This window comes from Woeseia sp. D3-10 (genome assembly GCF_055809415.1).
Genome location: NZ_JBVVTW010000006.1, coordinates 1 through 22,082 on the forward strand (window position 1 = coordinate 1; position 22,082 = coordinate 22,082).

General features: G+C 43.8%; 15 protein-coding genes and 7 pseudogenes. 11 read left to right on the forward strand and 11 right to left on the reverse strand.

Features of this window, described 5'->3' with window-relative positions; genetic code table 11:
* Both AC0L8N_RS00640 and AC0L8N_RS00645 read right to left on the reverse strand, forming a co-directional pair.
* Positions 1–455, reverse strand: a pseudogene (locus AC0L8N_RS00640) (peptidase S41); the annotation flags it as partial.
* 149 nt (positions 456–604) lie between these two features.
* Positions 605–976 (reverse strand): hypothetical protein, encoded by a 372-nt coding sequence (locus tag AC0L8N_RS00645; RefSeq protein WP_395338774.1) that lies wholly within the window; start codon positions 974–976, stop codon positions 605–607.
* Between the two features lie 162 nt (positions 977–1,138).
* Between AC0L8N_RS00645 and proB the strand changes: the two genes are divergently transcribed.
* The 5 genes and pseudogenes from proB (at position 1,139) to AC0L8N_RS00670 (ending at position 8,185) form a co-directional block, all read left to right on the forward strand.
* Positions 1,139–2,260, forward strand: a complete 1,122-nt coding sequence (gene proB / locus AC0L8N_RS00650) for a glutamate 5-kinase (protein ID WP_395338772.1) — start codon at positions 1,139–1,141, stop codon at positions 2,258–2,260.
* A 37-nt stretch (positions 2,261–2,297) separates the two neighbouring features.
* Positions 2,298–3,555 (forward strand): annotated as a pseudogene (locus AC0L8N_RS00655) (glutamate-5-semialdehyde dehydrogenase).
* Positions 3,556–3,676: 121 nt separating this feature from the next.
* Positions 3,677–6,235, forward strand: a complete 2,559-nt coding sequence (locus AC0L8N_RS00660; protein ID WP_395338768.1) for a putative bifunctional diguanylate cyclase/phosphodiesterase — start codon at positions 3,677–3,679, stop codon at positions 6,233–6,235.
* A 136-nt stretch (positions 6,236–6,371) separates the two neighbouring features.
* Positions 6,372–6,959 (forward strand): carbonate dehydratase, encoded by a 588-nt coding sequence (can, locus tag AC0L8N_RS00665; RefSeq protein ID WP_395338767.1) that lies wholly within the window; start codon positions 6,372–6,374, stop codon positions 6,957–6,959.
* Positions 6,952–8,185: pseudogene (locus AC0L8N_RS00670) on the forward strand (multidrug effflux MFS transporter). Before can ends, AC0L8N_RS00670 begins: the two are co-directional and overlap by 8 nt.
* Before the next feature lie 415 nt (positions 8,186–8,600).
* Here AC0L8N_RS00670 and ilvC read toward each other — a convergent pair.
* Entirely contained in the window at positions 8,601–10,076 is a 1,476-nt protein-coding gene (gene ilvC / locus AC0L8N_RS00675) for a ketol-acid reductoisomerase (protein WP_395338763.1), read from the reverse strand.
* 204 nt (positions 10,077–10,280) lie between these two features.
* Between ilvC and ilvY the strand changes: the two genes are divergently transcribed.
* Positions 10,281–11,144 (forward strand): HTH-type transcriptional activator IlvY, encoded by an 864-nt coding sequence (gene ilvY, locus AC0L8N_RS00680; protein ID WP_395345636.1) that lies wholly within the window; start codon positions 10,281–10,283, stop codon positions 11,142–11,144.
* Here ilvY and AC0L8N_RS00685 read toward each other — a convergent pair.
* The 3 genes from AC0L8N_RS00685 to AC0L8N_RS00695 all read right to left on the reverse strand — a co-directional run bounded on the left by AC0L8N_RS00685 (position 11,126) and on the right by AC0L8N_RS00695 (position 13,703).
* Positions 11,126–12,652, reverse strand: a complete 1,527-nt coding sequence (locus AC0L8N_RS00685; RefSeq protein ID WP_395338761.1) for a YifB family Mg chelatase-like AAA ATPase — start codon at positions 12,650–12,652, stop codon at positions 11,126–11,128. The genes ilvY and AC0L8N_RS00685 overlap by 19 nt on opposite strands.
* A gap of 246 nt (positions 12,653–12,898) precedes the next feature.
* Positions 12,899–13,198, reverse strand: coding sequence for a hypothetical protein (locus AC0L8N_RS00690; protein WP_473665676.1), 300 nt, complete (start codon positions 13,196–13,198; stop codon positions 12,899–12,901).
* A complete protein-coding gene (locus AC0L8N_RS00695; RefSeq protein WP_473665677.1) occupies positions 13,152–13,703 on the reverse strand; it encodes a MerR family transcriptional regulator in 552 nt (183 codons plus the stop codon). The genes AC0L8N_RS00690 and AC0L8N_RS00695 overlap by 47 nt, the downstream gene beginning before the upstream one ends.
* A gap of 496 nt (positions 13,704–14,199) precedes the next feature.
* Between AC0L8N_RS00695 and ilvA the strand changes: the two are divergent.
* Both ilvA and AC0L8N_RS00705 read left to right on the forward strand, forming a co-directional pair.
* A pseudogene (gene ilvA / locus AC0L8N_RS00700) lies at positions 14,200–15,435 on the forward strand (threonine ammonia-lyase, biosynthetic); the annotation flags it as partial.
* Entirely contained in the window at positions 15,409–15,546 is a 138-nt protein-coding gene (locus AC0L8N_RS00705) for a hypothetical protein (protein WP_473665683.1), read from the forward strand. The pseudogene ilvA and the gene AC0L8N_RS00705, both read left to right, overlap by 27 nt.
* Positions 15,547–15,751: 205 nt before the next feature.
* Here AC0L8N_RS00705 and AC0L8N_RS00710 read toward each other — a convergent pair.
* The 5 genes and pseudogenes from AC0L8N_RS00710 to AC0L8N_RS00730 form a co-directional block, all read right to left on the reverse strand.
* Positions 15,752–16,507: pseudogene (locus tag AC0L8N_RS00710) on the reverse strand (hypothetical protein).
* Positions 16,504–16,653: a hypothetical protein gene (locus tag AC0L8N_RS00715; RefSeq protein WP_473665678.1), complete on the reverse strand. Its 150-nt coding sequence runs from the start codon at positions 16,651–16,653 to the stop codon at positions 16,504–16,506. Before AC0L8N_RS00715 ends, AC0L8N_RS00710 begins: the two are co-directional and overlap by 4 nt.
* Positions 16,654–16,660: 7 nt before the next feature.
* Positions 16,661–17,032: a 1-acyl-sn-glycerol-3-phosphate acyltransferase gene (locus AC0L8N_RS00720; RefSeq protein WP_473665679.1), complete on the reverse strand. Its 372-nt coding sequence runs from the start codon at positions 17,030–17,032 to the stop codon at positions 16,661–16,663.
* Positions 16,960–17,670 carry a 1-acyl-sn-glycerol-3-phosphate acyltransferase gene (locus tag AC0L8N_RS00725; RefSeq protein ID WP_473665680.1) on the reverse strand — a complete coding sequence of 237 codons (711 nt, stop codon included), beginning with the start codon at positions 17,668–17,670 and terminating at the stop codon, positions 16,960–16,962. Before AC0L8N_RS00725 ends, AC0L8N_RS00720 begins: the two co-directional genes overlap by 73 nt.
* Before the next feature lie 36 nt (positions 17,671–17,706).
* Positions 17,707–18,006 (reverse strand): hypothetical protein, encoded by a 300-nt coding sequence (locus AC0L8N_RS00730; RefSeq protein ID WP_473665681.1) that lies wholly within the window; start codon positions 18,004–18,006, stop codon positions 17,707–17,709.
* A 356-nt stretch (positions 18,007–18,362) separates the two neighbouring features.
* Here AC0L8N_RS00730 and lexA point away from each other — a divergent pair, with 356 nt between their 5' ends.
* The 3 genes and pseudogenes from lexA to AC0L8N_RS00745 all read left to right on the forward strand — a co-directional run.
* On the forward strand, positions 18,363–18,989 hold the full coding sequence (gene lexA / locus AC0L8N_RS00735; RefSeq protein ID WP_473665682.1) for a transcriptional repressor LexA: 627 nt from the start codon (positions 18,363–18,365) through the stop codon (positions 18,987–18,989).
* 494 nt (positions 18,990–19,483) lie between these two features.
* Positions 19,484–20,594 (forward strand): annotated as a pseudogene (gene coxB, locus AC0L8N_RS00740) (cytochrome c oxidase subunit II).
* Between the two features lie 12 nt (positions 20,595–20,606).
* Positions 20,607–21,537 (forward strand): annotated as a pseudogene (locus tag AC0L8N_RS00745) (cbb3-type cytochrome c oxidase subunit I); the annotation flags it as partial.
* Positions 21,538–22,082: the final 545 nt, after the last annotated feature.

A 22,082-nucleotide genomic window follows, 5' to 3' on the forward strand; every position in this document is an offset into this window, starting at 1 on the left:
CAGGCAGTATCTTCACTAAAATGAAAACTGTCTTTAGGCTTGCCCGAGGCTGTAAGTTCTGTTGTTTTTAATTGAGCGAAGTAGGCCGGGATGGTGAAGTCGTTAGGGTCGTTGTCAGGCACCTCATCAAACCACAAGTAAGTCTCGTTACTAAACGAACGCATCCAAAGCTTTTCTTCTAGCGCAGAGCCTGCCGTGTCGGGATACGCGTTGCCGCTAATGGGGTCGATGCCGCTGCGTGGGCTTTCGCAGCGCGCAGCAAAATTGCTTGCACTTTCGTATACACCAAATGTCCATTGAGGTTGAGACGGCACAGGATTGGGTGACGGCGCTGGGTTTGGTCTTGCGGGAACTGACGAAGAGTTTGAGCCCCCACCACCGCAGGCCATTAGGAAACACGCAAACACAATGAATACTGCGTGCATGGTTGATTTAGAGGCTATTCTTCCATTCATTTACAACTTTTCACTCTTTATTTTTATCGGTGCTATTAAACTAAACGCATATCGTTAACGCGTAGCCCCGCCCTTTAGCAATACATCGAACTACTAAAAGCTCGGTCAACGCAGACTTATTTTGAACCTGTTACGCCAAATTGGTTCATTTAGGTGAAAAGTGACTGTAAAAGTGGCGCAAATATGTGTAAAAACATACCTACAATGCTGCCAGTAAAAAAACCGTACCACCCACTTCTGCCGATATATCTGAACAGCGTTGCTCCGAACAAGCCCGTCCATAACATAACGCTGTATACGGAAGTAATGCCTGCCCCTAATTGCTGAGGTACAAATAAAAGAACGATTATCAGCGTGGCCATCGCGCCAGATAAAATGACCCAATTTACATTTTTAGGATTGGTAAAAGCATTGTACTTTGGTGCTTGGTCTTGCTGTGTTTCGCTGAGTTTATTTTGCTCAAATTCTGCGAGCTTTGCTTTTTCAGCTTTCTCTTTTTTTATGCGTTTTCCTTTAGACATGCTGTTCTCTTGTTAACAAAATGTGACTTTATGGGCATTTTTGGCAAAATTGCACGAAAAAGCCAGAAAAACATCGCTTTAAACACTAAAGCCGTCACTCTCGCTTGAGAAACAGCACCAAATCCTTATCCTGTGCGCAAATCCCTACACTTTATGTGAGCAATGAGCACCTTTTCTTGGCAGACAGCAGTAGTAAAAATCGGCAGTGCACTGGTATCTCCAGATGGGACTGGCACCAGTGAGAAGTTTCTTACTAACGTTGCATGGTTCATCAAACGCTGTCGCGAGCAGAATAAGCAAGTGATTTTAGTGTCTTCTGGCAGCGTTGCGGCGGCACGAGGAGAAATAAAAACCGGCCAGCAAGTTAGTTTGGGAAAAAAGCCAGCGATGGCGGCAATTGGACAAACGAAGATGATGGCGACTTGGGCAAATCTATTTGATTTCTCGTGCGCTCAATTACTGCTTACTGTCGACGACTTGAACGACCGCAAGCGCTTTGTCAATATTCAAAATACCATCCAACAGCTTCTCGATCACGATGTTCTTCCCATCGTCAATGAAAATGACACCGTCGCCTTGGATGAATTAAAAGTAGGCGACAACGATAATTTAGCGGCGCACACAGCCATTGCGATTCAGGCAGATTGTTTGATCATTTGCACGGATGTTGACGGCTTGTACACCGGTAATCCAAGAAAAGACCCAGAAGCAAAATTACTAGAGACGGTAACTCATATCGATGAAAGAATAATGGGACTTGCGGGTGGAGCCGGTTCATCGGTAGGTACAGGGGGCATGATCACGAAACTTGAAGCGGCGAAAAAGTGTGCAGGGTCGGGTATTCAGACGGTGCTGGTAAATGGTCGAAAAGAGAACACATTTAAAGAGTTGGCGGAGGGTAATTGTCCGGGTACTTTATTTGTTCCAATGAATGATGAGACTACCGCTAGACAAGATTGGTTGACCCACACTTCTCATCCTCAAGGCGAAATCGCCATCGACCATGGCGCATATTTAGCTGTTACTGAACGCGGGGCTTCTTTACTTGCCGCTGGTATCATCGACGTAATCGGCAGTTTTTCAAAAGACGACGCAGTGTTGGTGACTCACGATGGTCAATTAATAGGAAAGGGCTTAGCGACGTATTCTTCAGCAGAAATACAACAGATAAAGGGCGCAAAAAGCGCCCAAATTCAGTACATTCTGGGGTATAGCGAAAGCGCCGAAGTACTGCATCGCGACAACTTTGTGCTGATGGGCCCACAGACGCACGTTGAACAATAACTTTCATCCACTCATTAGGAGCTAAAATATCACCGTTATGACATTTGATATCAAGCAAGCGGCAGCTGACGCAAAAGCCGCTACAACAGCTATAGCTAATTTATCACAGGGCAAACGAAAGGCATTGTTAGTCAGCATTGCTCAAGGTTTACGCGATAGCACGTCAGACATTCTAGCGGCTAATGCAAAAGACCTTGCTGAAGCCAAAAAGAGCGGGTTAAGTGATGCGATGATAGACAGGCTTGCGCTAGACACTGCGGCTGTGAATTCAATATCAGATGCGGTGATTGAAATCGCCAATCAAGACGAAGTTCTGGGGAGTATATCCAATATTAAACCCCTCCCCAGCGGCATTCAGGTCGGAAAAATGCGAATTCCGCTTGGTGTAGTGGCAATGATTTACGAATCTCGGCCTAACGTGACGATTGATGCGGCTGCCCTGTGTTTGAAAGCCGGTAATGCAGTCATCCTTCGAGGTGGAAAAGAAGCGCAGCATTCCAATAAAGCGCTTGCAAAAGTGTTACACAGCGCGCTTGAAGCGGCGCAACTTCCAGTTGGTGTGGCAACCGTTATACCCGTGCCCGACAGAGAGGTGATGGCGCAAATGCTGGAATTGAGCGACAGCATCGATTTGGTGATCCCTCGTGGTGGCGAGGGGCTAATACAATACGTATCGCAAAACAGTAAAATCCCCGTTATTCAGCATTTTAAGGGCGTGTGTCACATGTACATTGATGCCGATGCCGACCTTGTAAAAGCACTTCCGATTTTAGAGAACGGAAAAACTCAGCGAACGGGCGTATGCAATGCCTTGGAGACGCTGCTTATTCACAGCGATATTGCGCAGCAATCGCTTCCGTTAATTGACCAGCTTTTCGCCGATAAGTCTGTCCGTGTTCATGCTTGCGACAAGTCTCTACCACTGCTTACAAAAAGTGACGCAGTAGCAGCAACTGAGCAAGATTGGGATGCTGAATACTTAGCGCTTGAAATTGCTGTAAAAGTGGTTGACGACTTTGACGATGCGGTATCTCATATTCAGACCTATGGCAGTGGGCACACAGAGGTTATTGTGACTGAGCATTTGCAAAACGCTCAGCGTTTCATGCGTGAGGTGAATTCTTCGGTGATTATGCTCAATGCCTCATCTCAGCTTTTCAGATGGTGGACAGCTGGGTTTAGGGGCTGAGATTGGCATATCAACGAGTAAGCTTCATGCCTACGGACCAATGGGAGCTGAACAGCTTACCACTGAAAAATTTCTCGTCTATGGAGACGGTGAAATACGCGCATAAGCGTTTTGTTTGAATAAGCTGCAAACAAAGGTCAAGAATTTCCTGATTCAGTAGATAAAGTTGTTATAGATAAAAACCTGCACAAGGTTTTCAACACTTCAACAAGGTTATCTACGCTCAGATGGGAACTGAGTTAGTCTCTTTTTACTACTCTGCAAGCATAGCAATCAATTTGCTGTGCTTTGTGCTGGTTTTCGCCTCAAAACTGAACCAAAAACAACCCTATCTCAATACCATCATGCTTGGTTGCGTATTGATGACCATTTTTCAATTTGCCACTTGGAGCTATCACGAAGCCTCTAATTTAGAAACCGCACTTACTTGGTTACGCATGCAAATTGCGATTATTTTGATAACTACACCGCTTTTGTATGTGCTCTTTATACAATGGAGCGGAGAGAGGCCTCAAAGACGTATCCTTTATCCCGTGTTGAGCATTTGTATTTTTTGCTTAATTGCCAATATCGTTATGCCATACACACTTAGCTTTTCAGGAGATGTTGAGCTGGTTAGCTACACAGTATTTGGCAATGAACAGGTATATCGTTTAGCAGGCTCACAAAGTGCATTTGAACTTGCCCGTTACTCCGTGTCTGCGTTTGTTGTTTGTGTGTTGATTGGCGTTGCTGTGCGTCTACATAAACGCGAAGAATATGTGGTTTTCGGTATTTTATGCAGCACCCTCACCTTGATAGTTGGTATTTCTGTTGTAAACGCAATGGTAGATAGTGGTAAATTTGACCTAATATATTTTGGTGGCTTGCCCTCAACTATCTTAAACGTAGCAGCATGTTTGAGTATCTCCATTTCATTAGCCGCAAAAACGGCCAGTTTGAACAAGCAGATAGCCCTTCGGCAACAGTTGGAGGAGATGTTGGCAAACTTGGCAGAGGGAACGTCATCGGTAGACAGCGATCGATTTTATGTTGAGATGATGGAACAACTTGATAAAGTCAGCGGCGCCAGTTTTACGTACTTAGCCTTATATTCGGTAGAAGATGGAAAACCTTGGATCCGCACAAAGGCGGCTTTTCATCAGCATAAACTCATTCCCAACTTTTCATATCCTCTCGATACCATTGACAATCGATTATTTGAAAAAGACCATCCAACTATCATCAAGGACGGCTTATATAGAGATTTCCCAGACGTTCCCTTGTTTCAGAAAGTAAGAGCGACAGGTTATATCAATTATCCGATTATCAATGAGGTGGGTGGCATCGAAGGAAGCATTATTTCGCTCTACGATCACCCGTTTGAGCATACATCGACTCAAGAGCAAATCATGCGTGTACTGACCTCAAGAGCGGGTGCTGAAATGCGCAGAAACAGACTTGAATCAGAGCTTCGCCAAATGGCGTACTTCGATTATCAAACGCAGCTACCGAACATCACGCAGTTACACAAAATTATCGAAGAGCAGTTTGAACGTAATTTGGCCGCGCAATCTCAATCCTTATTGATGGTGCTTGAATTAACGAAAATGTCTGAGCTCAACCGTCAGTTTGGATTTGAATTTGTTGATTCAGCGATTAAGGTCCTAGGTGAGCGCTTGCGTGATTGTGTCGATGAAAATATGAAAATAGCGCGTTTCTCAAGAGATGAGTTTGCCATCGTTATCGAGAATGTGAAAGGTGATCCTAAACACCTTGTTGAGCAACACTACAGCATTTGCAGTCAACTCATTCAGGCGCCAATCAAGCATTCAGGTCGAGAAATTAAACTCTACAGCTGCGCTGGCGGAGTGATTTTTCCGGGGCAAACGCCGCGTAAAAGTGACGTCATTCGATGCGCGAGTCTCGCGCTTAGGCAAGCAAAACAGGAGAAGCTTGCTTACAACGCCTTTGATAAAAGCACTTTAGAAAAAGCCGATAGAGAAAGCCGTATTGATATATTACTTGAACAAGCACTTATCAATGAGAACGAGCTTTTTGTAATGTATCAACCCAAGGTGTCAAAAGAAGGAGAGCTGAAAGGCGCTGAGGCACTTGCCCGCTGGGTTAACCAAGAGCTTGGTTTTGTATCGCCGGTAGAGTTCATTGAATTGGCGGAACAAAACGGTCATATCGACAAGCTTGGACTACTTATTATTCGTCAAGTATGTCAGCAGCTGCAGGCATGGCAACAAGAGGGTTTTGATTTTAACGGGCGTGTGGCAATTAACGTCAGTGCATTGCAACTTGCCAAGCCGGACTTTGTCCACAAAACAATGTTCATTCTAAATGAATACGGCGTGATACCAAGTCAAATAGAATTTGAGCTGACAGAGTCGGGCTTACTGAAAAATTTAGACGAGGGCATTGAGCGCTTAAGTGAGCTGCGCTATCTCGGCTTTACGATCGCGCTAGATGATTTTGGTACCGGCTATTCCTCGCTTTCCCATCTGAAAGACTTACCTTTGGACGTGCTTAAAATTGATCGGGCCTTTGTGAGTTCGCTCGATAAGCGCACTGCCAGAAAGCTCGCCAGCGCGATTGTTACTATTGGTCATCATATGTCGATGTCAATTGTCGCTGAAGGCGTTGAGCAGGCCTTACAAATCGACATTTTGCATGAAATGGGCTGTGACGTTTTTCAGGGGTATTACTTTGGCAAGCCCATGCAAGCAAAAGACTTTGTACAATGGCACAATAACAAGCGTCTGAGCATCAAGGCCACCCGCAATACAAAAAGCGTTTAATCTGTCCTCGCACAGCTTTGAGCCTGTGTTACACTGCTTACCATATGTTAATGGACTAACGCTTTCATTTTTGTATTTTACGTAAAAGTGACACAAGCGATTTGTCACAGATTTTCCTAAGCTATTGTTCTAACACATGCCTGAAATAAAGAAATTACTCGATAATAACATCCGCTGGGCGGAGGCGACCCACGCTAAAGATCCGGCGTTTTTTGAAAAGCTATCCACTCAGCAATCTCCGGTTTATCTATGGATCGGCTGTTCTGATTCGCGTGTTCCCGCCAATCAGATTGTTGATTTGATGCCGGGCGATATCTTCGTACATAGAAATGTGGCGAACATGGTTATTCACACCGATTTTAACTGTTTGTCTGTCTTGCAATATGCGATTGACGTGCTGAAAGTAAAGCATGTGATTGTATGCGGGCACTATGGCTGTGGTGGTGTTGAGGCGGCTTTAAAATCCGATAAGATGGGTTTGATTGATAATTGGTTGTTACATATACGAGATATCGCTGCAGAACATGAAAGCGAGCTGAATGGACTAAGCCAGCATGAACGCCTTGCGCGCTTGTGCGAATTAAATGTGTTACAGCAGGCAGAAAATGTCAGGCGCACCAGTGTCTTTCAAGACGCCATCGCGCGCGGGCAAATCGTAAAGCTGCATAGTTGGATATACTCATTAACTAATGGCAAAATAACGTCTTTGCAACGCGATGAATGATACTAAAGGTGAAACGGCCGTGATAATGCACGGTACTCGAAAAGCTCTTTCTCTCGGTGAGTTCATCATATTAATGGCCTTACTTACCTCATTGGTTGCGCTAAGCATTGATGCGATGTTGCCGGCTCTTGATGTAATTGGTGCTGAGTTAGCGAGCACAAGTAATCAACAAACTTATCTCATTATTTCCTTATTTTTTGCCGGTATGGCACTTGGTCAATTATTTTTTGGTCCTTTTGCAGATGCCAGAGGCAGGCGACTCACCATACTTGTTGGCTTGATCATTTTTCTGATGGGTACTTTGCTGTGCTATTTGTCACAAAGCATGGAGAGCATGCTTATAGGACGCTTTATTCAGGCTATAGGGGTATCAGGGCCTCGGGTTGCATCAATGGCGCTCATTCGAGATTTATATGTTGGCGATAAAATGGCACGGGTGATGAGCTTTATCACCGTAATATTCATTTTGGTACCCATGATAGCGCCACTCATTGGTCAAGTTGTAATGCAAAGCGCAGGTTGGCGGCATATTTTCACTGTATTTGCGCTTGTTACACTCATCTCGGGGCTATGGTTTTTCGCTCGCCAAGGGGAGACGCTTCCCCGACACGCTCGCGCAAAATTTAATTGGCACCAATTTATGCGCTCTATCGCATTTTTAATTACGCATCCAGTTGTTATGGGCGCATCCATTGGCATGGGATGCAGTTTTTGGCGCTTTTTTAGCCTATCTCAGCGGCTCGCAGACAATCTTTCAAAGCATTTATGATACGGGAGAGTATTTCCCCTTACTATTTGCAACCCTAGCATTTTCGATTGGCGCGGCCTCACTTTTTAATGGCATGATGGTGGTACGTTTAGGAATGGTGAAGCTCATTTCTTGGGCTTTGGTATTAACGCTCTTATTTGCTACTGCCTTGCTTGTTCAAAGTCTTTTCTTCTCGGGTATACCGCCGCTTTGGTTATTCGTATCCACCATGTTCGTCGGGTTTTTCTTCATTGGTATATTATTTGGCAATCTCAATTCACTCGCCATGCAGCCCGTTGGTCATATAGCAGGTGTTGGCGCCGCCTTTATCGGTTCATTTACTAGCCTACTTTCAGTGCCTATTGCAGTATTCATCAACATGTTTTTAGATGCCAGCATTACGCCAATTGCCTATGGGTTTTTAAGTTTTGGTTTGCTGACCTATCTTTCGGTGCGCTTCGCACTGAGTAAGCTTTAAACGAAACTGAGGCAATTAAATGGAGGATTGATTATCCAAATGAGTATTAAACTTAGTCGCAAATTGTTTTATCGCTTTCTATTGATGTTTGTCGTTTTGAGCGTTTTACCCTTGATCGCTTTAAATCACGTCTATCCCAACTACATTTTTCTGGGTGTTATGATTCTCCCAGGACTTACAGTGCTTTGTTTTTTGTTGCTTGAGAACTTTTATTTCCAGCGTTCAAAACGCTAAAGCAATTTCCGACATATTGGATTTTGATTAGCTTAGGCCATGGCCCACTAAAACTCACCAAAGGCTAGCCACAAAAAAGCCCGGCCAAATTGACCGGGCAAAAGGAGCTTAGTTAAAGCACCTAACGACAGAACTGTTTACGCGCTGGTATATTTCAGCGCAATTGAGCGTATTTAAGAGGCTAAACGATTGCCTTCATGTCAGTCATATATCCTCGTAATACCTGGCCAATACTTTCAACTCCGTGACTTCGAATGGCTTTGTTTATCTCAACTAGCTGCTTGTTGTCCACCGCGTTGGAAGCGGAGTCAAAGCCTTTTCCGAGTTGTTCAGGTTTGAGCGCTGGCATGATGTGCTCCTGCAATAGCGGGATGGCAGCATTGGCGAACAAGTAATTGCCATATTCAGCGGTGTCTGAAATCACTACGTTCATTTCGTACAAGCGCTTTCTTGCAATGGTATTGGAAATAAGTGGTGTTTCGTGAAGCGACTCATAATACGCTGATTCAGGTAAAATACCGGCTTCTACCATTACGTCAAAGGCTAACTCAACACCTGCTTTAATCATGGCAACAATCAAAATGCCTTTATCAAAGAACACTTGGTCGTCAATTTTTCCATTGTATACAGGCGCTTGCTCAAACCCACTTTGACCGGTTTCTTCTCGCCATTTTAGTAAGTTAGCATCGCCGTTTGACCAATCTTCCATCATGGTGCGCGAGAATTCGCCGCTTAAGATATCGTCTTGATGTTTTTCAAAAAGCGGTCTCAAAAGTGTTTTTAGTTGCTCTGAAAGCGCGTAAGCTTCGACTTTCGCAGGGTTTGATAAGCGGTCCATCATGTTGGTGACGCCACCAATCTTAAGTGCCTCGGTAATTGCCTCCAGGCCATATTGAATCAGGGCAGCAGCGTAGGCTGGATCGATGCCGTCAGCGACCATTTTGTCATAGCCAAGAATGGCTGCGGCCTGCTGCATACCACACAATATCGTTTGTTCGCCCATCAGGTCTGATTTCACTTCTGCAACAAAAGAGCTTTCCAATACGCCTGCTCTATCACCTCCGGTAGCGCTAGCTAGGGCCTTGGCGACCTCTAATCCAATTTGTTGGGGATCGTTTTCAGGATGTACAGCAATCAATGTTGGTACACCAAACCCGCGTTTGTATTCTTCACGTACTTCAGTACCGGGGCATTTTGGCGCACACATGACCACAGTAATGTCACTGCGTATTTGCTGGCCTTCTTCTACGATATTAAAACCGTGAGAGTAGCTAAGCACTGCCCCTTGTTTCATTAGCGGCATAACAGCTTCAACCACGTTTGCGTGTTGCTTATCGGGTGTAAGGTTGTACACCAAATCTGCTGTTGGAATAAGCTGCTCGTAAGTGCCCACCGTAAAGCCGTTTTCACTGGCGCGCTTAAAAGAATCACGTTTTTCATCAATGGCGCTTTGTCTGAGCGCGTAGGCGATATCCAAACCTGAATCGCGCATGTTTAAGCCTTGATTTAGGCCTTGTGCGCCACAGCCCACGATAACAACAGACTTGCCCTTTAGCGCTTCACAGCCGCTGGCAAACTCCTCACGTTTCATAAAGCGGCATTGACCCAATTGGTCGAGCTGCTTTCTAAACGGGAGGCTATTAAAATAATTTGACATGTATATTAATTCCAAAATTTTGTGGTCGCTTACCGCGACGATGCGATTACTGTACAAAAATTGTGTGATTAATTAAATTGAATTATTTAAAAGAAAGTATTTCATTATATGAAAGTATAGGGTAAAACAAACAATGCAATGAGTTCGCAACGCAAGCCAATGCTCAAACTCGTGGAGTCATTTGCAAAACAATGGAAATACATCATGGACATAAAGAGCCTGAAACTCTTTCAACACTTGGCAAGCTCACTGAATTTCTCAAAAACGGCAGAGGCCATGTTTGTGTCTCCTCCCACACTTTCGAGAATAATTAATCGACTTGAAGATGAATGCGGCAGTGCTTTGTTTATACGCAATAATAGGCGTGTTTCCATTACTGCCTCTGGCAAGGCTTTGCTAGAGTTTGCCAATCAGACGCTGACACAATACGCATTAATGAAGCAAAGCATGCGCAGTCATGAACAAGCCTTATCCGGAGAGCTGTCATTTTACTGTTCGGTGACGGCGAGTCAAAGCTACCTGCCGACGATGCTCGACACCTTACATCAGCATTTCCCGCTGGTAGAAATTAAGCTCGACACAGGCGATCATGCCCTCGCACTAGATAAGGTAAGTGCGCGTCAAGCAGATTTAGCCCTCGCGATTTATACGCCCGATTTTCCGCAGCACGTAAGCTTTGCCGCTATTGATACGGTGCCGCTCGTATTAATTGTCCCTAAGAATATGGAAGTTGACCGTTGGCAAGACATGAACTGGCAAAAGGTCGACGCGATTCTGCCCGCGCGAGGACCATCAAAAAGAATCGTTCATCATTGGTTTGCAGAGCAAAATATTCGCCCAAAAGTGTATGCGCAAGTGTCTGGAAACGAGGCCATCGTGAGCATGGTGTCATTGGGTCTTGGCGTTGGCTTTGTGCCCAAAATTGTGCTTGAGAATTCGGTTGTTAAGAATAAAGTGCGCGCACTTAAAGTCACCAATATTGAGGCATATCACTTGGGTTTGTGCTATTTGAAAGAGCGAGCGCAAGAGCCCTTGCTAAAGAATCTCACTCAATTGTTGCTCAGTTGATACAGCAATCTGTCGAAGCTTCTAAAACTAAGCGCCTCAGCGAGATGAGCCTGCTCAATAGTCTCGCTCCCTGCCAAATCAGCAATACTGCGAGCCACTTTTAAAGTACGATGATAGGCGCGCATCGAAAGTCCTAAAGCATCCATCGCTTGAGTCACAAAGCGCTGATTCTCCTGATTTAATAAGCAAAATTGCTCTACGCTTTTATTGTTCAGGGCGCTGTTGAGCATATTTTGACGCTTGAGCTGTATGTGTTGAGCGCGCTCTACGCGTTGTTTCACAATGCTGCTGCTTTCGATATTTTTACCACGAGCAGCTGATGATTTGCGTATGGCATCCTCTAATGGGATGCGAGGCACGTTGACCTGAAGGTCGATGCGGTCAAGCAGTGGGCCAGAAATGCGGCTAAGATATCGCAAAATTTGATCTGCATTGGAGCGTTTGTCATCAACATCTCCAGTTGGACTCGGGTTCATAGCCGCGATGAGCTGAAAATCAGCGGGGTAGGTAATTTTTTGTGCGGCTCTGGACAAATTTATTTCACCTGTCTCAAGCGGCTCACGCATTACATCTAATACATGCCTGCCAAACTCAGGCAGCTCATCTAAAAATAGCACGCCTTTGTGAGCCAGCGTAATTTCCCCTGGGCGCGGATAGCTTCCGCCACCTACAATAGCCGCGGCCGAACTTGAGTGATGCGGTTGCCTAAAGGGCCTTTTGCGCCAATTGTTTGGGCGTATAGCTTCACCGCTAATTGAACGGATGCTTGCTACCGTCAAAGCATCCTCTTCGCTTAAATCAGGCATAATCGACAGTAAACGACTTGCCAGCATGCTTTTGCCGGTTCCCGCAGGCCCAAAAAATAGCAGGTTATGGCCGCCGGTGGCGCATATTTCTAATGCTCGTTTTGCATGCTGTTGGTCAATAATTTCATTGAGATCCCCGTAGTCTTGCTGTTGGCATTCGCCATCGTCGGATTGGGCTATTGGCAGCTCTTTTTTGCCGATTAAGTGCAAATACACGTCAAACAAATCATCCGCGCTAAGCACTGACGCTTGGGTAACAAGCGCCGCTTCACTGGCGTTAGTTTGAGGTAAGACTAACTGCCGATTACTCTTTTGCGTGGCAAAGGCCATTGGCAGTGCGCCATCAATCGCGCGAAGCTGACCAGAAAGCGCCAGCTCGCCTACAAATTCGAAGGCTTCTAGTTGAGTGGCGGGTATTTCTTCACTGGCGGCAATGATGCCAATTGCGATAGCTAGGTCAAAACGCCCGCCACCTTTTGGCAAATCAGCAGGAGCCATATTCACCGTAATGCGTTTGCTGGGGAATTCGAATCCCGCATTTATCATTGCGCTGCGCACTCGGTCGCGGCTTTCTTTCACTGTAGTTTCGGGCAACCCTACTAATTGAAAGCACGGCAATCCGTTGGATAAATGCACTTCGATAGTGACCAGCGGTGCATCTATACCGATATTTGCGCGAGTGTATACAACTGAAAGTGACATCCTTGTCTTTTTATCCTTGTTTAATCAACGTGGATAGTATCTCGCATAGGCATACGCATTGGTACGGGGCTTTGGTATGGTTTTTTCGCACAAACGAGTGATGCGAGCACACGATTTCTAAATTATAGTACCCACTCATAGCTTCAATTCATCGAAGTCATTTCTGTGCAGGCTGGAATGACATAGGTAGTAGTGCCACTTGAGGGAAGTTACGCAGTCACTCGCTATCTCACTTTGTACATTTCTCTATCTTAGGTGAAGATACATCTCTTCGTTATCCTTAAGCGAGTTTTCAGCAAAATATTCCATCGCATCAAAATAGTGTTTTGCCATGCCTTTTTGATAAGTTTCATAGATATCGACGACTACTTTGTCTTTTCTTCCCTCATTGCATATTGCCTTTACAAACTCGTAGTTTGCACCCTTAAAATCATCCATGGTTTTATAATACATACCATTCATAATTACGTAGGCCTCTTTCATCATCGTTTGCACTTTTTCATCGCTTGCAGGTAGATGGGTTTCTTCCATATAATGTTTGTCCAAACATCAGCTCCTTCTTTGATATCTTGGACTTCATCATTTGGTATTTTGCCATAAGCTTCCAACACATCATCGCCGTGTTCATCCTGTTTGATTTCAGACTTCCACTCTTCAATTTTCGCTGCCCCGGTAACCCTTTAAGGATTGCATCCAAATTTTCTTCACCTTGTGTCATTTTGATTGATACCTCGATTCGTTTAATCATATCGTCGGTGCTTTCACGACGTCGTATTAGCAGCTCGTGCTGTTTTTGCAGAGCACTTAACAAGTCAAAGTTGTCAGCGTGAATGATGGTCGCAATATCTTCCAAACGCATATCCATTTGTCGATAGATAATGATTTGCTGTAACAATGCAGCATCGTAGTTAGAGTAAAAACGGTAGCCATTACTGTCCCTTTTAGCTGTCAGTAAATCTTTCTCGTCGTAGAAGTGCAAAGTACGCACGCTGACGCCACTTAATTTACTTAGCTGTCCGACGCTGAATTTGTTTTTCTCTGTTATTTTCACAATTGATTACCCATGCTTGTTATTGACTAACATGATTATCCTGGAGTATATACCTTTAGGTGAGGGTCAAGCTATCTGAATAAATATTTTACTAGTATTTAATCGCTTAATTACCATACTTGCTAAGTTATTTTGATGTTTGCAAAAGTATGTATGTTGTCAATTCGCCAAGTTACCCTAGCCTTAACAGGATATATCAAACGCACGATCAGTTTTTTCCAGTTTATAGAGGCCTGTATCGTGAGGTCTGCGCTTGTAATGTAAAGCGCGACATTGTTATGAAAAGCTCGACCTATTTGTGATTGTTTGCGATGATTCTGCCAACCAAGACTTTATTATTCGCTAGAATTAGACAGGCAAGATGAGCACAGAATCAGGCGTAAGCCTCAAAAGCCCAGTATCCAAGCAAACAAAGCCCCTAAGCAAACAAGACTATTTAGTCAAAATTCTACAGGCGCCTATTTACGATGCTGCCATTTCGACCGATTTGGTCAAAATGCCAAGTTTATCTAAGCAAATCAAGAATCACGTTTTCTTAAAGCGAGAAGACCAACAGCCCGTAAAGTCGTTTAAACTCAGAGGTGCATATAACTGCATCGCTCAGCTTTCCGACGCGCAGCAGCAGGCTGGTGTAGTGACGGCTTCAGGCGGGTAACCATGCGCAAGGCGTAGCTTATGCGGCTAATAGACTTAAAAATTGCCGCCGTCATTGTAATGCCTGAAACCACCCCAGAAATTAAAGTCTGGATGCAGTAAAACATTTCGGGCAGGAATACGTCACCTGGTGGTGCAGCACGGGACCAGTTTTGACCAAGCCAGCGAGCATGCTAAAAGTCTCTGCGAAGCTTCCGGCATGACGATGATCCCGCCATTCGACCATCCTGATGTGATTGCAGGTCAAGGGACGATTGGCAAGGAAATTTTGGAACATATTCAGCATCTTGATTATTTATTTGTAGCAGTGGGCGGGGGTGGTTTGGCCGCTGGGATCTCCGTTTATGTTAAGCAAATTAATCCGAATATTCGCATTATTGCTGTGGAATCGGAGGAATCAGCGTGTTTGCAAGCTGCGCTTGAAGCAGGCAAACCGGTAACGCTGCCTAGCGTGGGTATTTTTGCAGATGGCGTCGCTGTAAAAACAATTGGTGAAGAACCCTTTCGACTATGTCAGCAATATGTGGACGAAGTCTTGAGTGTCAGCAATGATGAAATCTGCACGGCTATTAAGGATATTTTTGACGATACACGCGTCATAGCCGAGCCTGCGGGCGCACTGTCGATTGCCGCGATGCGAAAATACTGCAAACAACATGGTATTGAAGGCGCAAATATCGCAGGCATTTTGTGTGGCGCGAATATTAATTTTCACACTTTACGTTACGTATCTGAACGTTGTGAATTAGGTGAGCAAAAAGAGGCGGTGTTTGCGGTTAAACTCAAGGAAGAAAAAGGCGCTTTTAGAGCATTTTGCGCAACGCTTGGCGGGTTAAATATTTCAGAGTTTAATTATCGATTTGCCAATGAGCATGAAGCTCACATTTATGTAGGGGTGAAGCTCAGACGCGGTAAGCGCGAGTATGAGGCGCTGTTAAAACGACTGCGCGATAACGAATATCAGTGTTTTGATTTATCTGACAATGAGCTGGCTAAACTGCATCTTCGCCATATGGTCGGCGGTAAACCACAAGTAGCACTGAATGAAACCTTGTTTTCGTTTGCCTTCCCTGAGTACCCTGGGGCATTAATGCACTTTTTAGATACTCTTGGTGAGCAGTGGAACATTACCTTTATTTCATTATCGCAATCACGGCGCAGCGCAAGGTTTAGTCTTGGTCGGTTTTGACATTAAAACCGGCGAACGGGCGATATTCGACAGTCATTTAAAGAGCTTAACTGAGGCAAAACACGGGTCATATTCAGCGCAAGAACATACGCAAGACCCGGCGTATCGAATTTTTTCTGGCCTCAGATGTCACAGCCAGCTTAAATTTGCTCAAGATGCTGCATAATTTCTGGCCACACCAAGGGCGTTATTGCGTGTTTGAGTGCTAAGCTGCTCTCAGAGAAAGCCGGAATTTACCATCATCTTGATGATGCAAATGCTGGTTGTCCCGCAGGGCATTCACAAACGCACTAAGTACATTTTTGTCGTAGAATTCCGGTGAGCTCATTCCAAACAAGGCTGACATGCGCTCAGCAAGCGTTTGACTCTGTCGCTCAAGCTGTGCGCGGCCAATGACTTTCTCAGTCTCTAAAACATGCAGTACAATGGCATGACGCTGCCACGTTTCTTGCATCGCACGGCCTAATAACCACGAAGAGTGAAAGCGTTGGTCAGATCTGGCGGCACGAGGCGGGCAGACGAACTTGCCTTGCTGCTGCAACATACCCACCGATTTCATGTAATCGATAAGCTTTTCGGCGTCTTGCTTTGCTTCATCAGTACTTTCGTGCGCATAAAGTACTCGCGTTTGAGCAGCGGAAAGATAGTCTCAACAAGGCGAAGGATATCTGCTTTTTGCATTTTGAGGTTGGCGGACACCGCCACCCATGATCAGAGAAGGGATGGCGAACATATGCATCACGTTGTTTCGATAAAATGTCAGCAACACCGCACTGTCGTCTTTCGGAGAGACCATCTGACCGAAGCTATCTTCGCTTTGTTCAAAGCGGTTAAGGGCAAGGGTACGGTCAACTAAATTAACGGCAGTCTCGTCTGGCAAGGTGCAGTCTTCACTATAAGTGACGTGCTGAAACATATTAAGGTAGTCCTTAACACTTTTAACCAGCTCTTTTCTACTCATAATTTGGGTTTTAGACGAGAGATAAGACGGGTCGCCAAAAGCGCCGTGCCATTAATGGCAGCAGCTCGATTAATGCGCGTCATAATGGTGTCAGCTAGTTGATTAACCGCAGGCGTGAGCCATTTTGGTTTTTTGTCGTCTTCCATCTTATCTTTACGCCAGTCTGCACACTTTTTCATCCAGAAACTGGTTTAGCTGAATAGGTTCTCCAAAGTTAACAAAGCCGTGGCCGTAGTTTTTGAGTTTGCGAATAGCAGAAAATACCTGTGTAGGGGACTCTTTCTTTTTTGTCTTTCCTTTGAGCTCTTTCATGTAGCTTTTCACTTCCATAACGTGCTCATAACCAATATATACCGGTACTATCGATACGGGTCTGTTTATGCCTTTGGTCATCGCTTGCAGCGTCATTGCTAGCATGCCGGTCTTAGGTGGCAGTAAACGCCCGGTTCTGCTCATACCACCTTCAGGAAAATACTTAACTGAGTAACCTTTATTAAATAGTAATTCCAGATATTCGCGAAACACCGCTGTGTTGAGCTTATTTTTCCGGCAAAACTACGCCTCAAAAAGAACGCGCCACAACGCCTGAAAATGCCACCCGCAGGCCAGAAATTAAGATTAATTCCGGCAGCAATATGCGGCGTCACCAAGCCTTCATGATAAATGACATAGGTGAGCAGCAAATAATCCATATGACTGCGGTGGCAAGGTACATATATGATTTCATGGCCATTTTGTGCAAGTTCTCTCGCTCGTTCAGCATGACCTACATCAATGCCGTCATATATTTTGTTCCAGATACGAGTGAGTACGCGATCGCCAGTACGAATCAAACCTTCACGATAATCTGCGGCAATTTCATCTATGTACTTGACCGCTTTACTTCGCCCAGCCTCGTAACTGCTGCCTTTTTGTTTAACTTCATCAGAGATAGTCTGTTTAACCGAATCCGCGCCCAATATGCTGTTATAAAGCGTACTGCGTTCTAATAGGGTCGGGCCAGCATTTAGAGTCTGTCGTTTACGCTGAAAATGGGTTCGCGCCACACGCACCAGCTTCTGCGCAATTTGCTTATCGCTGCCGTGCAGCTCGGCCATTTGTTTGGTGGACACTGCTGGCGAATATGACACAAAATTGTCACGCCCAAAAAACAAGACGATCATTAACTTGCGTAGCCAGTTAGGGTGAAGCTTTGCTGGCTAAAAGTTGAGCAAAACCACTTTTTTCCTTGCCAGCGGAGCGTCCCAAGAAATAAAGACAGGCAGGATTTGTAAATCTAATTCAGGATGCTCACGGTGAATATGGAAGTATTCAGTAAACACATCTTCTATTGATGTCTTTGCAATTCGACGCGTAAATAGACTTTGCGGACGAGTTAAAAAGTAACGACGCTTTCGCTCCTTGCCTTCAATCTCGATGCCATCATAGGGGCTCGGCAAGCCAAGCGCCTGGGTGGATTTGTGAAGCGCAAGTTGGTCGGCAAATGATACTGTCGGCAATAGATATAAAATCGTCGGTTTTTATCGATACCTAACTCTTTCTCAATATCGGCCGGTACACTTTTAACAGATATCAGCCACCCGATAGCCTTTGAAATAAGAAAACGAAGAGCGTTGCCAAGCGCTTGCATAATGGCTCCTAAGCGAATCAAGACGCAAATATTAGCACGCTTTTGCTCGCTTATACTTAAAATAGTCTGGATAAAAAATGCGCCGTTGTTGTTTCACAGTGCAATCACGGTAGCTCAAGCGCATGACAGCGCGCCATTGAAGTCGCTTAAGATTTGCTCAAAGCAGTTGTCATTTATACAAATCGCGATATACTGCAAATAACTGTATAGAAAAACAGGCTGGTTATGCGTCCACTAACTCCCAGGCAAGAAGAAGTTCTTAAGCTCATAAAATCTACGATGATAGACACAGGCATGCCCCCAACGCGCGCTGAAATCGCTCGCGAGTTAGGGTTTAAATCAGCTAACGCTGCTGAAGAGCACCTTAAGGCTCTCGCTGAAAAAGAACGTGATAGAAATTCTCCCGGAACATCTCGTGGCATTCGCCTAAATTGCCCACTAGAGGACGAGATTGAAGAAGACGGCATTCCTTTAATCGGTAAAGTAGCGGCCGGGCAACCTATTTTGGCGCAAGAGCATGTCGATTCACACTATAAAGTAGACCCTGCCATGTTTCACCCCGGCGCAGACTTTTTACTGCGAGTTGACGGTATGAGTATGAAAGACATTGGCATCATGGACGGTGACTTACTTGCCGTGCACAAGACCAACAATGCCCGAAACGGTCAGATCGTTGTTGCGCGTATTGACGAGGATGTCACGGTTAAACGCTTTGAAAAGAGAGGCCCTACGGTTTTCTTGATTGCAGAAAACGAGGAGTTCTCCCCTATCGAGGTCGATTTACGCTCTCAACATTTTGAGATTGAGGGTTTAGCCGTTGGCGTCATTCGCGATAATGTGAATTTCAGTTAGGCTGCCAGATTTTTAAGGTCGTATTGAGCGGCCTTTTCCTTTTTCCATACGCTCGCGCGAAGCATAGTCAAGTAGTGCCTTGAGAATCGCATAGGCTGTTTGTGACCGCAACGGCGTGTTTCGTCGATTGATGCGATTACAATCAACATCATCCCTTCTTTTCGGATATTCAATGATTCTTTTAGTTAACCCTCCTGTCACAAAATATTCACATTAAATACAAAGATTTTAAGTCAAAAACTTCAGTTTGTTTAATTATTCAGCAAAAATATGGGTTTAACGATGTGATACGAAGGTTTTCCTACAAAAAGTGCTTTACCTAAGCTATTGTTTGATTAATCATTACACAGTTATTCACATATCAATAACATGACGAAAAGTCAGCCACATAATTTCGGTCGTACTGTAAACTGAACCTAAGAGAGCTGACTCGCTAAACACAACTTCGGGAGTCCAGTGTGAAGTCGCTGCAATTAGCTTTTACTGCCATATTAATGAGTTCACCCATGTTAGCGCTTGCTACAGCGGCAAGTGAACGTTCTGAATCTTAATCTTCGACCGGGTGTTACTGACATCAGCCAAGATGTATATGGTCTACATATGATGATGTTTTACATTTGCGTGGTTATCGCTGTGCTGGTGTTTGGTGTCATGTTCTATTCTATGATCAAGCATCGAAAGTCCAAAGGCGCTAAACCCGCCAATTTCCACGACAACGTAAAAGTAGAAATTGCTTGGACTGTGGTCCCTTTCATGATTTTGATAGCGATGGCGGTGCCGGCTGCGAGCACGCTAATTGAAATGGAAGATGCGTCGAAGGCAGATATTACTGTGTTAGTCACCGGCTCACAATGGAAGTGGCATTATAAATACATGGATAATGACGTTGAGTTTTTCTCAACGCTTGCGACTGAGCGCGAACAGATCCAAAACAAATTTACCAAAGGCGAGAACTACCTGCTTGAAGTTGACCGTCCGCTGGTGATCCCCACAGGCAAAAAAGTCAGATTTTTAATTACCTCAGACGATGTGATTCATTCGTGGTGGGTGCCCGATTTTGCAGTTAAAAAAGATGCAAACCCCGGTTTTATAAACGAGGCCTGGACAAATGTGAATGAGCCGGGCGTGTATCGTGGACAGTGCGCCGAGCTTTGCGGAAAAGACCATGGCTTTATGCCGATTGTGGTCATTGCAAAAGACCCTGCTGAGTACGATGCTTGGATTGATGAACAAGAAGCGATTGCGCTAAGAGCAAAAGAAGAAGAGCAACGTTTGTTAGCGATGAATATGTCGATGGAAGAATTAATGGCGGACGGCAAACGCGTGTATGACGCGGTTTGTGCTTCATGCCATATGCCAAATGGTGAAGGCCTTGCTGGTGTATTCCCAGCAATTAAGGGGTCACCCGTAGCGCTGGGTCCCCAAGAGAATCATATTGGCATTATCGTGTACGGACAATCCGGCACTGCAATGCAGTCATTTTCGAGACAGCTTACTATGTCAGAAATCGCTGCGGTCGTTCTTTCCCAGCGTAATGCATGGGGAAATGACACCGGTGAAATGGTTCAAGCAAAAGATGTTAATGCCATCATGAATGGCCAGTAGGAGAAAATTTACATGTCAAGTGCAACAGATATCGCAAATGCTCCAGACGCTCATGGCGACCACGATGATCATCATCATCACATTCCAAAAGGCTTAATGCGCTGGGTATTAACGACTAACCATAAAGATATTGGCACACTTTATTATGGTTTGCTTTCATTATGTTTTTAGTGGGCGGCGCAATGGCAATGGTCATTCGTGCTGAGCTGTTTCAGCCAGGCCTACAAATAGTTGAGCCGAATTTCTTTAATCAAATGACGATCGTTCATGGTCTGATTATGGTCTTTGGGGCGGTAATGCCAGCATTTACCGGATTGGCAAACTGGTTGGTCCCCATGATGATTGGTGCGCCTGATATGGCCCTGCCAAGAATGAACAACTGGAGCTTTTGGATCCTTCCTTTTGCCTTCCTTATTCTTTTGTCGTCGCTTTTCGTTGAAGGTGGCGGACCGGCATTTGGTTGGACCTTCTATGCACCTTTGTCGACCACATACAGCGGTGACAGTACTGCCCTGTTTGTATTTTCGGTGCACATCATGGGTATTAGCTCCATTATGGGTGCGATTAACGTTATTGTGACGATATTTAATATGCGTGCACCAGGCATGACCTACATGAAGATGCCCTTGTTTGTCTGGACATGGTTAATTACCGCGTTTTTATTAATCGCTGTAATGCCGGTTTTGGCTGGCGTTGTAACCATGGTATTAACCGACAAATACTTTGGCACAAGCTTCTTTGATGCAGCCGGTGGTGGTGACCCAGTCTTGTTCCAGCATATCTTCTGGTTCTTTGGTCACCCAGGGTCTACATCATGATATTGCCGGCCTTTGGCATTATCTCTCAAATCGTGCCAACGTTTTCACGCAAAAAACTCTTTGGCTATGCATCAATGGTATATGCCACTGCTTCAATTGCCTTTTTATCGTTTATTGTATGGGCGCCTGAAAAAAAAAAAAAAAAAAAAAAAAAAAAAAAAAAAAAAAAAAAAAAAAAAAAAAAAAAAAAAAAAAAAAAAAAAAAAAAAAAAAAAAAAAAAAAAAAAAAAAAAAAAAAAAAAAAAAAAAAAAAAAAAAAAAAAAAAAAAAAAAAAAAAAAAAAAAAAAAAAAAAAAAAAAAAAAAAAAAAAAAAAAAAAAAAAAAAAAAAAAAAAAAAAAAAAAAAAAAAAAAAAAAAAAAAAAAAAAAAAAAAAAAAAAAAAAAAAAAAAAAAAAAAAAAAAAAAAAAAAAAAAAAAAAAAAAAAAAAAAAAAAAAAAAAAAAAAAAAAAAAAAAAAAAAAAAAAAAAAAAAAAAAAAAAAAAAAAAAAAAAAAAAAAAAAAAAAAAAAAAAAAAAAAAAAAAAAAAAAAAAAAAAAAAAAAAAAAAAAAAAAAAAAAAAAAAAAAAAAAAAAAAAAAAAAAAAAAAAAAAAAAAAAAAAAAAAAAAAAAAAAAAAAAAAAAAAAAAAAAAAAAAAAAAAAAAAAAAAAAAAAAAAAAAAAAAAAAAAA